This is a genomic window from Peteryoungia desertarenae, assembly GCF_005860795.2.
Taxonomy (GTDB): domain Bacteria; phylum Pseudomonadota; class Alphaproteobacteria; order Rhizobiales; family Rhizobiaceae; genus Allorhizobium; species Allorhizobium desertarenae.
The window spans coordinates 2,236,487-2,249,315 of the sequence record NZ_CP058350.1 but is presented as its reverse complement, the minus strand read 5'-3'; the positions used below and the strand labels follow the sequence as shown (position 1 = coordinate 2,249,315).

General features: G+C 57.9%; 10 protein-coding genes. 6 read left to right on the top strand and 4 right to left on the bottom strand.

What is annotated here, in order from left to right; genetic code table 11:
* Positions 1–10 precede the first annotated feature (10 nt).
* The 6 genes from FE840_RS10915 to rsmA all read left to right on the top strand — a co-directional run bounded on the left by FE840_RS10915 (position 11) and on the right by rsmA (position 7,542).
* On the top strand, positions 11–1,186 hold the full coding sequence (locus FE840_RS10915) for an LptF/LptG family permease (protein ID WP_138288030.1): 1,176 nt from the start codon (positions 11–13) through the stop codon (positions 1,184–1,186).
* Positions 1,183–2,262, top strand: a complete 1,080-nt coding sequence (lptG, locus tag FE840_RS10910; protein ID WP_138288031.1) for an LPS export ABC transporter permease LptG — start codon at positions 1,183–1,185, stop codon at positions 2,260–2,262. Before FE840_RS10915 ends, lptG begins: the two co-directional genes overlap by 4 nt.
* The gene (locus tag FE840_RS10905) at positions 2,262–4,604 is read left to right on the top strand and encodes an LPS-assembly protein LptD (RefSeq protein WP_138288032.1); all 2,343 of its coding nucleotides are present in this window, start codon (positions 2,262–2,264) and stop codon (positions 4,602–4,604) included. Before lptG ends, FE840_RS10905 begins: the two co-directional genes overlap by 1 nt.
* A 115-nt stretch (positions 4,605–4,719) precedes the next feature.
* Positions 4,720–5,664, top strand: coding sequence for a SurA N-terminal domain-containing protein (locus FE840_RS10900; RefSeq protein ID WP_138288033.1), 945 nt, complete (start codon positions 4,720–4,722; stop codon positions 5,662–5,664).
* A 19-nt stretch (positions 5,665–5,683) separates the two neighbouring features.
* Positions 5,684–6,715 (top strand): 4-hydroxythreonine-4-phosphate dehydrogenase PdxA, encoded by a 1,032-nt coding sequence (pdxA, locus tag FE840_RS10895; RefSeq protein ID WP_138288034.1) that lies wholly within the window; start codon positions 5,684–5,686, stop codon positions 6,713–6,715.
* Positions 6,715–7,542, top strand: coding sequence for a 16S rRNA (adenine(1518)-N(6)/adenine(1519)-N(6))-dimethyltransferase RsmA (gene rsmA / locus FE840_RS10890; RefSeq protein ID WP_138288035.1), 828 nt, complete (start codon positions 6,715–6,717; stop codon positions 7,540–7,542). Before pdxA ends, rsmA begins: the two co-directional genes overlap by 1 nt.
* Here rsmA and FE840_RS10885 read toward each other — a convergent pair whose 3' ends face one another.
* The 4 genes from FE840_RS10885 to mltG all read right to left on the bottom strand — a co-directional run bounded on the left by FE840_RS10885 (position 7,543) and on the right by mltG (position 12,794).
* Positions 7,543–9,732 carry a methyl-accepting chemotaxis protein gene (locus FE840_RS10885; protein WP_138288036.1) on the bottom strand — a complete coding sequence of 730 codons (2,190 nt, stop codon included), beginning with the start codon at positions 9,730–9,732 and terminating at the stop codon, positions 7,543–7,545.
* A gap of 267 nt (positions 9,733–9,999) precedes the next feature.
* Positions 10,000–10,647: a guanylate kinase gene (gene gmk / locus FE840_RS10880; protein WP_138288037.1), complete on the bottom strand. Its 648-nt coding sequence runs from the start codon at positions 10,645–10,647 to the stop codon at positions 10,000–10,002.
* A 3-nt stretch (positions 10,648–10,650) separates the two neighbouring features.
* On the bottom strand, positions 10,651–11,541 hold the full coding sequence (locus FE840_RS10875) for a YicC/YloC family endoribonuclease (protein ID WP_138288038.1): 891 nt from the start codon (positions 11,539–11,541) through the stop codon (positions 10,651–10,653).
* Between the two features lie 20 nt (positions 11,542–11,561).
* Complete coding sequence (gene mltG, locus FE840_RS10870; protein ID WP_171033736.1) at positions 11,562–12,794, bottom strand: endolytic transglycosylase MltG; 1,233 nt, start codon at positions 12,792–12,794, stop codon at positions 11,562–11,564.
* Positions 12,795–12,829: the final 35 nt, after the last annotated feature.

Here is a 12,829-nt window from a genome sequence, read left to right as displayed (position 1 = left end):
AGGACTCGGAATGAAGCTTCTTGAACGCTACATACTGCGACGGGTAGTCCAGATGTTTCTGACGGCGCTGTTGCCCGTTCTGGCGATCATCTGGACGACACAGGTTCTGCAGCGGATCAACCTGGTCACGGATAGTGGCCAGTCGGTCGGTTCGTTCATGATGCTGGCGACACTGATCCTGCCGACTCTCGTTTCCGCGGTCCTGCCTTTTGCGCTGGTGATCGGCATCACCCAGACCCTGACGACGATGAACAATGATTCAGAGCTGGCAGTCATCGATGCCGCCGGTGCGCCTCGTGGCATCATCGCAAGGCCAATTGTTGGACTCGCGATTCTGCTCAGCATCTTTTCATTCTTCATGGTCAATTTCGTCGAGTCTAAGGTCCGTGTTGGTGTTCGCGAGATGATCGCATCAGCCTATGCCGACCTGTTGTCGACGGTGATTGAAGAGAAGTCCTTCCGGCAGTTGGGTGAGGGGCTCTATGTCCAGATCTCCGAGCGTCAGGGCCGTATCCTGAAAGGATTGCTGGTCGCCGATTCGCGGGATCCGAACTCATCCTTCATTTATTACGCGCGTGAGGGCGCGGTTGAGGAGGGTGGCGATGCGCTGCTCATGCATGACGGCGAAGTGCAGCGGAAGACGCTTGAAGGCAATGTTACCGTCATTCGGTTCGACTCCTATTCCTTCGACCTCTCCGAGCTGACTGCCAACCGCGGTCAGGCGAGCCTGTCCTACCGCGACAGGGATCTGACATTCTTGCTGAACCCCGATCCGGATGAGCCGCAATATCGCGAACGACCCGAAAGATTCCATGCCGAGCTACATCGGCGCCTGAGTATCTGGCTGTTTCCTCTCGCCTTTGCCCTCATCGCATTGGTCATCTGCGGGGACGCACGCTCACATCGAGAGGCCCGGGTGCACCCCATGGTCGGATCGCTGGTGTCCGGCTTTGCGCTCTTCGGCCTGTCGAACTACACGGTGTCATTGGCTGAGCGCCAACCGAACCTGACGCTTCTGATTTACCTCTTGCCGATCGGCATCATCGTTGTCTGCGTGTTCAGTTTGATGACTGGTAAGCGCCCGAGACTCCCCAGACCCGTGTCCAATCTGCTGGCGCAGATGCTGTCGAACATTCGGCGCATGACGACGGATCGACTGGCGGGGCAGCAAGGAGGTTCGCCATGATCTGGACTCTCGGTGGCTATTTCCTGAAGCGCTATCTGTTGACGGCCTTCTGGTTCTTTCTTGGTGTCGTCTCAATCGTCTTTCTGATCGATTTCACCGAATCCTCGGGTCGTTTTGGCTCACTGCCCGGCGCGACCGTGACAGGAACTCTCGCGCTGACGGCCTTGCGTCTGCCACTGATCCTCCAGCAGACCGTCCCTTTCATCGGTCTCTTTGTTGGCATGACCACGCTGATCGGCCTGAACCGCAAGTCTGAACTTGTTGTTGCGCGCGCTGCCGGCATTTCGGCCTGGCAGTTCATGATACCCTTTGTGCTGGGGGCTATACTCGTTGGCATCGCAACGACCCTGATCATCAATCCACTTGCGGCTTACGGACAGAGCAAGGCTCTTGAAATCCAGGCCAATTGGCGAGGCGAAGCAAGAACAACGACCTTGACCGTGCCGTGGCTTCGTCAGATCAGCGGCAGCACGGATGTCGTTATCGGTGCAAAGACCGTCCTTGAGGAAGGGACGCTGCTGGTCGACACCATCCTCATCTACTTTGATGCGGAAGGGCGCATCACTTTGCGACAGGACGCAGCGTCGGCAAAGTTGGAAGATGGTTACTGGCTCCTTACCGATGTCCTGGAGACACGACCCGGAGAGGTCCAGAAACGCCTCGCCACAGCGAGGGTTGAGACAAATTTGCGAAAGGACTTCGTTCAGGAGCGACTGACTCAGCCCGAAACCGTTGCTTTTTATGATCTTTTTCAGAAAATTGAAGTTGCCCGATCCTTCGGGATTCCAACCCAGGCACTGGAGACGCAGTTGCATACGCTGCTCGCCCTGCCCTTTCTTCTCGTTGCCATGACCCTCATCGCTGCTACCGTGTCCATCAAATTTAGCCGATTTAACCAGTCGAGAACTGTGATTCTTGGTGGAATCGTTTCGGGCTTCGTGCTTTATGTTGCCACAGTGCTTGTCAAAGCATTCGGAAGCAGCGGTGTTGTGCCACCGTATATTGCGGCTTGGGTCCCAGTTGTCGTAGCCATGGCTCTGGGGGCAACGATTCTGCTTCACAAGGAGGATGGTTAGTGGCGGCAAGTGACCGCGAGAATATCAGAAGGCTCGTTGGAGCCCTGCTGACCGGCGTTGCTGTGTGTGCGTTGCTTGCAACCGCACCAGAGGCACGCGCGCAGGAATCCAATTCTTTGACGTCTCCTCTCCCCCAGACGACCGAAGACCAGAAACTGCTGCTTTCGGCCAATGAACTCGTTTATGATCGCGATCAGGATCGCGTTGTTGCGACCGGTGCCGTGCAGATCAACTATGCCGGCTACCAAATGGTCGCCCGTCGGGTCGAATATGACCAGGCAAGTGGGCGCGTGATTGCGTCTGGTAACATCGAACTGATCGAGCCGACCGGAAACCGCATCTATGCGGACTCACTCGACGTGACCGACAATTTCTCAGACGGCTTTGTCAGTGCATTGCGGGTCGAGACGACAGACAACACACGTCTTGCCGCAGAATCTGCGGAGCGTGTTGCCGGCAATCAGATGATCTTGAACCGCGGCGTCTATACCGCGTGTCTGCCCTGCGCCGAGAACCCCCAACGGCCGCCACTATGGCAGGTCAAGGCAGAGCGGGTGATCCAGGACGGCCAGAAGAAGACGATCCGGCTGGAAAAGGCCCGGTTCGAGCTCTTCGGCCATACCCTGGCTGTCCTGCCCTTTGTCGAAGTTCCCGATCACACCGTGAAGCGGAAGACCGGCTTCCTCTTCCCGTCATTCAAGACCACGGAAAACCTCGGCTTCGGCATCTCGGTTCCTTATTATATCGCGATTTCCAACACGCGCGACGCCACCATCACAGCGACCGGCTACACCTCTCAGGGCGTGCTGCTGGAAGCAGAAATTCGCCAGCGGTTTGAAACGGGCGATGCGAATTTGCGTTTTGCCGGCATCAACCAGATGAACTCGGATCGGTTCTCGGCCAATACGAGTGATTCGAACCGTGACTTCCGCGGCATGGTGGCCACCAAGGGTGACTTCAAGATCAATCCCCGCTGGGCATTCGGCTGGGATCTGATGCTCCAGACCGACAATAACTTCGCCAAGACTTATGAAATCGAAGGTCACAGCGCATCCACGAACACCAACCAGGTCTACCTGACCGGGATTGGCGAGCGGAATTTCTTTGACATCCGCGGCTACTATTTCGATGTTCAGGATGCGGATCTCAACGATACAGCCGAAAAGAAGCAGGCGACGGTTATGCCTGTTCTCGATTACAGCTATTACGCGCCGGAACCGATCTTCGGCGGCCAGCTTTCAGGCACTTTGAACTTCACGTCACTGTCTCGCTTCAGCACCGACTTTGTCGGGATTGATACGAACCGGGACGGCGTGAACGACCTGACACGTTATTATGGCGTGAAGGGCAATGTGAACCGTCTGACCGGTGAACTCGAATGGGAACGGAGCTTCATTGCGCCCGGTGGCCTCGAACTCACGCCAATTCTTGCCGCGCGGGGCGATGCGTTCGGACTTGCGATCGATGACGGACCTGTTGGCTATTCCGGCAACTTCACGACCGAGAATGGCGAGACACGCTACATGATGACGGCGGGCCTCGAGGCGCGTTATCCGTGGCTGATCACGACCAACAACAGCAGCCATATCATTGAGCCGATCGGGCAGATCTTCGTGCGCAACAATGAGCAGCTTGCAGGCTCACTGCCGAACGAAGACGCTCAAAGCTTCGTGTTCGATGCGACAAACCTGTTCCAGCGCGACAAGTTCTCAGGCTTCGATCGTGTCGAAGGCGGCACAAGGGCCAATCTTGGTGTCCGCTACACCGGAACTTTCGACAATGGCTTCGGTGTGCGCGCTCTGCTGGGGCAGTCCTACCATATCGGTGGTGTGAACTCCTTTGCGACATCCGACCTTCTCAATATCGGTGTGAATTCCGGACTTGAAACGGATGTCTCGGATTTTGTTGCGATGGCCGGCCTCGACACACCGATGGGCCTTTCATTGAGCACCAGCGTCAGGCTTGACGAAAAGTCCCTGGAACTGCGCCGCACAGACGTCAGTGCATCGGTTTCGCGGGACCGCTATCAGGCAAGCGTGACATTCACGCAGCTTGAAGCTCAACCGCAATACGGCTTCACGAACGACAACCAGTCCGTTTCGACGTCTTCATCCCTGAAGGTCAGCGAGTACTGGTCGGTGTTTGGTGGCGTGAATTATGATATCGACGCAAACAAGTTCAGCAGTCGGGCAATCGGTATCTCCTATGCCGATGAATGCACGGTCCTGTCGATCTCCTATTCGGACACCTATGATCCGGCCAATAAGACCGCGAATGACTGGACGGTCATGGGTCGCCTGACCTTCCGGACCCTGGGTGACATACAGCTTGGAACGCAATAGCGTGATCGCAGGGCCATTGTTTTGCCGTATGGATTGTGCAATTTCTCGGCCAAGCAACGAAATTGAGACGACACACATCCGTCAGCCACTCGCTGCCGGAGGGAAAGGACGACAGATGGCCTCTGTTTACAAGGCTAAGCACATTCTGATCGCCACTGTGATTGCTTTGTCTTTCAGCATTGGCCCGACCCCTGCGACAATGCCAGCGCAAGCTGCAACTCAGGTGGTCGCTGTTGTAAACAAATCCGCGATTACCAATAGCGACGTGAATCGTCGCGCAGCCTTTCTGCGGCTGCAGCGTCGAAGCGGGAATCTTCAGGCCATTGCCAGGGAAGAACTGATCGAGGAAGCGCTGAAGCGGCAGGAGATTTCCCGAGTCGGCATGTCCGTCAGCGTATCGGAGGTGGACGCAGCCTTTAATCGATTTGCCGAGTCCAACAATCTGTCGGCCAGCCAGTTGACGGGCGTCTTGAATCAGGCCGGCGTTGGCGCGGAACACTTCAAGGCATTCATCGCCGTGTCGATGAGTTGGCCGCGTCTGGTCAATGCGCGCTATGGTGCAGGCTCACGAGGCCGTCTTACCAATCAGGAACTGGTCACGCGTTTGCTTGAAAACAAGGAAAAGCCCGTCACCACGGAATACTTCCTTCAGCAGGTGATCTTCGTGGTACCCGCCTCGAAGAAAGGCATTACCAACCGGCGCAAGGCAGAGGCCGAAAAGTCTCGCAGCCAATTCCCCGGTTGCGAAGGTTCCATGGAATTTGCACGCAATTATCTCGATGTCTCCATTCGCAACCTCGGTCGTGTGATGGAGCCGGAATTGCCGCCGGAGTGGAAGCCGCTGATTGAAAAGGCCAAGAATGGAACAACAGCGACCCGGGTAACCGATCGCGGTGTGGAATATCTGGCGATATGCAACCAGCGCCAGGTGTCGGATGACGTCGCTGCCGAAATCGTGTTCCGTGCAGAAGACCTTGGCAAGGAGCAGTCCGGGAGCAACGAGAATTCGGATAAATATCTCGAAGAACTGCGTTCGAAGGCGCAGATCGTAGTCCGGTGATCGTGCCCGCGAGGCTTTCTTGACCCAGTTCAATCATGCCGTCGCTGCTCTCGGTCTCACCCAAGGTGATCCCGCAGGCATAGGCCCCGACATCGCCTTGCTTGCATGGGTGATGCGTCGCGAGGCCAATGTGCCTGCATTTGTCTATATCGGCGATCCCGCCGTGCTCGCCGTTCGGGCACGGCAACTTGGCCTGGACGCCAATATCGAGGAATCCACCGTCGCGAATGCGGTGAAGCTGTTTGAGACCGCCCTGCCTGTTCTCCCAATTCCCACAGGAGTGGATGTTGCTGCCGGCAAGCCGCATGTCGCGCATGCCCGCGGCACAATATCGGCCATCGAGATGGCGGTTGATCTTTGCTTCAAGGGCGAAATTCGTGCCGTCGTGACAAATCCGATTGCAAAGTCTGTTCTTTACGAGGCCGGTTTCGGCTTTCCAGGCCATACCGAATTTCTGGCGGACCTTTCAGCGCGTCGAACCGGCAATCCCGTCACACCGGTCATGATGCTTGCCGGACCCAAGTTGCGGGCGGTGCCGGTCACCATCCATATTCCCCTGAAAGATGTACCGACCGCCCTGTCTCAGGCAGCCATCATCGAAACCTGCAGGATCGTGGCGCATGATCTCCAGGATCGCTTTGACATCGAGGCGCCGCGACTGGCTGTAGCCGGGCTCAATCCGCATGCCGGCGAAGGCGGAAGCATTGGCAAGGAAGATGATCAGATCATTCACCCGGCCATTCGGCACTTGAGGGATGAGGGTATCGATGCCTTTGGCCCCCTTCCCGCCGATACCATGTTTCACGACGAGGCACGCCGCCGCTATGATGTTGCGATCTGCATGTATCACGATCAGGCCCTGATCCCGGTCAAGGCTCTCGGCTTTGACGAGTCAGTCAATGTCACCCTCGGGCTGCCATTCGTTCGAACATCACCCGATCACGGGACAGCCTTCGGCATTGCCGGCTCCGGCGTCGCCCGTGCTGACAGTCTGATTGAGGCACTTCGTCTCGCTGATCGGATCACCACCCGTCATCGGGCAGTCGCCTGATGGCCGCGCTCGACGGCTTGCCGCCGCTGCGCGAGGTGATCGCGCGTCATGGTCTCGACGCCAAGAAGGCGCTTGGACAGAACTTTCTGCTCGATCTCAATCTGACCCAGAAGGTGGCTCGCAATGCCGGTTCGCTCGAAGGGGTGACGGTGATCGAAGTTGGGCCAGGTCCGGGCGGTCTTACCAGAGCAATCCTGGCACTGGGCGCGAAGAAGGTCATTGCCATCGAGCGTGATCCGCGTTGTCTGCCGGCGCTCAAGGAAATTGCCGACCATTATCCAGGCCAGCTTGAGGTAATTGAAGGCGACGCACTGAAGACGGATTTCGAAAGCCTCGCGCCAGGTGAGGCGGTCAAGTTCATCGCGAACCTGCCCTACAATGTCGGCACCCAATTGCTGGTCAATTGGCTGTTGCCACGCCAATGGCCGCCCTTCTGGCAGTCCCTGACGCTGATGTTCCAGAAGGAAGTGGGGCAACGGATCGTGGCGCGTCAGGACGACAACCACTACGGCAGGCTTGGCGTTCTCTGCGGCTGGCGGACGGAGGCGCATATGGCCTTTGATATCCCGCCGCAGGCGTTCACGCCGCCCCCCAAGGTGACCTCGACCGTCGTGCATCTTGTGCCGATCGAAACGCCCCTGCCCTGCGATCCCGAGAGGCTGGAGAAGGTAACGCAGGCTGCATTCGGCCAGCGGCGAAAGATGCTGCGCCAGAGCCTGAAGCCAGTTGGCGGAGAGGCCTTGCTGGCCCGAGCGGAGATTGACCCTCAACGCCGGGCAGAAACGCTGAGCGTCGAGGAATTCTGCAGGATCGCCAACCTGCTCTGATCAGGCTGCCTGACGGGCGCTGTTACCGGTATTGGTGGCCGGGAGCTTGAACATCGCGATCTGATCATTCAAGCGATCGGCTTCCGCTGCGACACCGCTTGTTGCCGCACTGGCCTCTTCCACCATGGCTGCATTCTGTTGCGTCACCTGATCCATCTGCCCCACCGCCTGGCTGATTTCCTTGAGCGCTGCCGACTGTTCGTTGGCGGCAGAGGCGATTGCCAGAACCTGCTGATTGATCTGCAGCACGTGATCTTCAATGCCGCGAAGCGCGTCACCCGTCTGTCCGACCAGTTTGACGCCCGCATCGACTTCCTGGGCAGACCGCACGATCAGTGACTTGATTTCTCGTGCGGCCGTGGCCGAACGCTGGGCCAGTTCGCGAACCTCCTGGGCCACAACGGCGAAGCCCCGTCCGCTTTCGCCGGCGCGGGCGGCCTCGACCCCGGCATTGAGCGCCAGCAGGTTTGTCTGGAACGCAATCTCGTCGATTACGGAAATGATCTGCCCGATCTGACCTGAGGACTGTTCGATATGCTGCATCGCCTTGACCGTCTCATCGACAACAGTCCCCGAGCGTTGCGCTGCGAGCGTTGCATCGCGGACAAGTCCTCCGGCTTCCTGCGCCCTCTGGGCAGCGCTTTCGATGGACGTCGTTATCTGGCTGATCGACGCAGCCGCCTCTTCCAAGGCAGCAGCCTGACGCTCCGTTCGTTTGGCAAGGTCATTTGCGGCCAGTTGTAGTTCGTGGGAGCCGCCATGCAGCTGGGCCGTACTGGCCCGGATGTTGCTCATGATCTGGCAAAGGCGATCCATGGAGCCGTTGAAGCTGGTGCGCAGCGCATCGAGGTGACCCGCGAAGGGTTCACCAAGGCGGAAACCGATATTGCCTGCGGCAAGTGCTTCAAGACCTTTTGCGAGATGGTCCACGGCGAAGGCAATTTCAGCCGCACGTGCTGCCCGTTCGCGCTGTTCCGCCTCTTCGCTGGCCCGCTTCAGGGCTTCGGCCGCCTCCTGATCAAGGCGCTCCTTTTCCATGCGTGCTTTGGCCAAAGCTATGTAGTCTTGAACAGCGTGCCCCATTTGCCCGATCTCATCCTTGCTATCGGTCCGGATCAAGTCGACATCGACCTCACCGGCTGCGAGCTTGTGCATCGTGCCGGTCAACGCGCGCAACGGGCGTACCACCGTCAACGACAGCGAGATGCCAAAGAAGGAGGCGAACACGACAGCCATGCTGGTGGCACCGGCGACCTTGAGCAAGTGCTGGTATTCCGCATCTGCCATGGCCTTGCTGTCCGACAGGATGTTTGCCAGAGTCTCGTTTTCGAGTTCCTTCAGTCGCTCGATACGCCGCGCCGAGCGCAAGAGCCATTCCTGATCATCAAGCCCATTCAGGTCGGCACTCCGACCACCTTCCAGCATGGCCGCCCGAATGGCTTCAACGGCAGCTGAGTCATCGGTATGCAGCGTGTTTCGGTAGTCGTCCCGCATTTCGTCCGGCAGAAGCTCCAGATATTGAGCAATCAGGGAGTTCTGGGAGCCATACATGCCGACAAATTCCAGATAGCGGCTAGGGTCAATCTGACCGCTTGCGATGAACTTGTGGCCCAGTCCCCGTTCCTGCCCTGCAATCTCCTTGGCATTCATCAGAAGGCTATAGGCCATCATCTTGCCGACAACGCCCTTGGCACCAACGGCAAGCGAAAACTCGCGGGACGCGCCCATCAACTGATGAATGAGGCCCGTGTAATAGGCAAAGGCATCGGCATTCGAAATCGAAAGGGCAGCAGCGCGAGAGCGAACGTCCGGAAGCGTTGCGAGAGTGGCGTTCAGCTTCTTCTCATGCGTCAAAAGCCGGGGATCATTTTCCGCGCGAATGTCTGCCATCACCTTCTGCATGGCCGCGAGAAGGGGCGTGGACTGCTCAATCGCTTCATTAAGTTCTGCACGGTGTTCGGCGCCCTGGCTGGAGAGCAATCCGACGACCTCAGCCCGCTCGGACTGCAAAGCATGAACCACGTCCCCGATTACCCCCAAGTCAGTGCTCACCTCCCCAAGGTGGCGGGCATGGGCGTAGGCCAGATAGGTATTGGAAACTTCCACATATCCAAGTCCGGCCACAGCAATCAGCGGCACGGCAAGGGCCATGGCTAGCCGCCATGTTACCGAAACATCCGTCAAGCGCATTTCCACTCTCCCGTCGGGCCCAGATGAATGATCCCGATCAACTGCCCATCACGACACCGTGATGTTCAATCTGAGGCGGTTAAACATTAGACAAACAAAAATAACAACTTTTGCCTATAGGCGATTATTCCGATGAAGTGAGCCAGAGACGCAACAGGTTCGGAACGCCGTTCAAGGTTGCCTGCCACACACGACAGCGAATACCCCTTGGGGTCGCGATGAACTCACAGCTTGCACGCGCAACCCTGTTCTCGTTCGCCTTTCAGCCTAGCTGACCAGGGTCTCGACAAAGTCAAAAAGACCGTGGCGACGGTCTCGACGCAAACGCTCGGCTTTGACGATGGATTGAACTGCATCAAAGGCCGTATTCAGGTCGTCGTTGACAATCACATAGTCATATTCACGCCAATGGGAGATTTCGGCCTTGGAATTGGCAAGGCGCGTCTGAATGACATCCTCGCTATCCTCGGCCCGACGATGAAGCCTTGATTGAAGCTCTGCCATGGTCGGCGGCAGAATGAAGATCGATACGACGTCAGCGGACATCTTTTCCTGCAGCTGCTGGGCACCCTGCCAGTCGATGTCGAACAGCATGTCGCGGCCCTCGCCCATCGCCGTCTCAACGGCCTCGCGGGGGGTTCCATAGAAATTGCCATGCACCTCGGCCCATTCGAGCAGGGAGTCGCTGTCGCGCATGCGCTCGAATTCGCGCTGGGAGACGAAGCGGTAATGGACACCCTCAATCTCGCTCTGGCGGCGCGCTCGTGTCGTGACACTGACCGAAAGGCTGATCTGCTTGTCTATATCCAGCAGAGTGCGGGCGATCGTCGACTTGCCCGCGCCTGACGGCGACGAGATGACCAACATCAGCCCACGGCGGGCGATTTTCACGGATGCTGACGTTGCGGCGGCCATGCTCTACTCCAGATTTTGGACCTGTTCCCTGAACTGGTCGATCACGACCTTCAGTTCGATACCTGCTGCGGTCACGGCGACCGCATTGGACTTGGAACAGATGGTATTCGATTCTCGGTTGAATTCCTGCGCCAGAAAATCAAGCTTTCGGCCAATGGGACCTCCCTTGGTCAGAAGATCCCGCGCGGCAACGACATGAGCCTTCAAGCGATCAAGCTCTTCTCGCAAATCTGCCTTTGTTGCAAGCAGCGCTGCTTCCGCATGAAGGCGGTCGCGGTCAAAGCCCTGCCCGGTCTCCATCAGCGCCTTGACCTGCGCATCGAGGCGCTTGACAATCTCTTCAACCGAACGGGATGGATCTGCCTCGATAGCCAATGCCAATGTCTCGATCCGACTGATGTGCTGACGCAGCACATCGTCTAGGGCGCGGCCTTCCGCTTCACGCATGGCGACAAGCGCGTCGACGGCCTGCTTCAGCCCTTCGATAACATCCTTGTCCCTTTGCTGGACGCTCGCCTCGTCATCAGCCGCTTCGCGAAAGTCGACCAGGCCGCGAATGGAGAGAAGGCTGTCGAGACGGAGCGGTGACGGGTCGACGATTTCGGGTCCCAGCTCGTCCCGCAATTTCAGGACTGCATTGAGCGCATCACGGTTCAGCACCGCCTCGACCTGGTTGTCCTGAACGGCAAGACTGAGACCTGCCTGGATATTCCCGCGCGTCAAACGCTCGCCGAGCAGGCGCCGAACATCGGCTTCGATGTGCTCAAGGCCCGTGGGCAGCCGCAGGCGGGCATCAAGTCCCTTGCCGTTGACCGATCTCAACTCCCATGCCCAGCGGTAGCGGCCTGTCGATCCTTCGCTGCGGGCAAAGCCCGTCATCGATTGCAATGTCATGCCGCCCCCTCCGCGCGTGATCAGTTGTTGGCAGCGTCCGGGTCGACTTCCGGCGCCTCATCGAGGGTCGCCTCAGGCGTCTCACGACGTTCTGCCTCGATCTCACGCCAGCGGCGCACATTGGCATTATGCTGTTCCAGCGTTTGCGCAAAGGCGTGACCACCTGTGCCGTCGGCGACGAAATAAAGATCATCGGTCTTCCACGGATGGGCTACGGCCTCGAGGGCTGCACGCCCGGGATTAGCTATCGGTCCCGGCGGCAATCCGCGGATCACATAGGTGTTGTAAGGGGTCTCCTTGCGGATGTCCGAGCGGTAAATCGGGCGATCAGACGGCTTTCCATCACCACCAAACAGGCCGTAAATGATGGTGGGGTCGGATTGGAGACGCATGCCCTTGTTCAGGCGATTGATGAAGACAGAAGCGACATGCGCGCGTTCATCAGCCTGACCGGTCTCCTTCTCGACAATAGAGGCCAGCGTCACGAATTCTTCGATGGTCTGAATGGGAAGATCAGGGTCACGCTTTTCCCAGATCTGCTCAACAAGACGCTGCTGCGAGGCGATCATCTGACTGACGATTTCAGCTCTCGTCGTGCCACGGCTGAACTTGTAAGTATCCGGACGCAGGCTGCCTTCCGGAGGCAGTTCTGCCGGCAGGTCACCCACGAGGTTAGGATCAGCAGCGAGGCGCGCAAACATCTGCTTGACTGTCAGCCCCTCGGGCAAGGACACCGCGTAAAGGATCGACTTACCGGACTGGAGCAGTTCCATGATCTCCTTCATGGACGCACCGGCCTTGATCTCATATTCACCCGCCTTCAGGCTGTCACGACGGGCATCGCGCTTGTAGGTCTGGGTAACGTAACGGAAGATACGTGCGTCGGACACAATTCCGTTTCGCTCAAGACTGTTGGCAATCTCGGCAAGACCTGCACCTTCACGCACGGTGAAGTTGGTGTTGGTCTGCAGCGGACCGGGCTCCTGGAAGGAATTCATGACATAGAAGAACGTGGCAACAGCCGCGACCATGACAAAGACGATCATCGTCATTACAAAATTCAGGAAGATCACCAGCTGGCTGCGGGCCTTGCGCGAACGGCGCGGAGGTTCGGGAACCTTTTCCGGTCGCAAGGCTTCGGTTGGAGACTTCGGAATGATCGGGCCCTTCTGTCCGTTCGCGTCGGCATCACGGCCAAAGGGAGTTCCGTTGTTCTGGCTACCGCCGTTCTGGCTGCTGTCGGTCACCGGCAATCCTTCTTTGTTTCGCTGTCGCTGTTCTTTCGACC

Excerpts from the sequence above, each read along its gene's own strand:
- FE840_RS10915 (WP_138288030.1), top strand. The coding sequence starts at position 11 with ATGAAGCTTCTTGAACGCTACATACTGCGACGGGTAGTCCAGATGTTT.
- lptG (WP_138288031.1), top strand. The coding sequence starts at position 1,183 with ATGATCTGGACTCTCGGTGGCTATTTCCTGAAGCGCTATCTGTTGACG.
- FE840_RS10900 (WP_138288033.1), top strand. The coding sequence starts at position 4,720 with ATGGCCTCTGTTTACAAGGCTAAGCACATTCTGATCGCCACTGTGATT.
- rsmA (WP_138288035.1), top strand. The coding sequence starts at position 6,715 with ATGGCCGCGCTCGACGGCTTGCCGCCGCTGCGCGAGGTGATCGCGCGT.
- FE840_RS10885 (WP_138288036.1), bottom strand. The coding sequence starts at position 9,732 with ATGCGCTTGACGGATGTTTCGGTAACATGGCGGCTAGCCATGGCCCTT.
- gmk (WP_138288037.1), bottom strand. The coding sequence starts at position 10,647 with ATGGCCGCCGCAACGTCAGCATCCGTGAAAATCGCCCGCCGTGGGCTG.
- FE840_RS10875 (WP_138288038.1), bottom strand. The coding sequence starts at position 11,541 with ATGACATTGCAATCGATGACGGGCTTTGCCCGCAGCGAAGGATCGACA.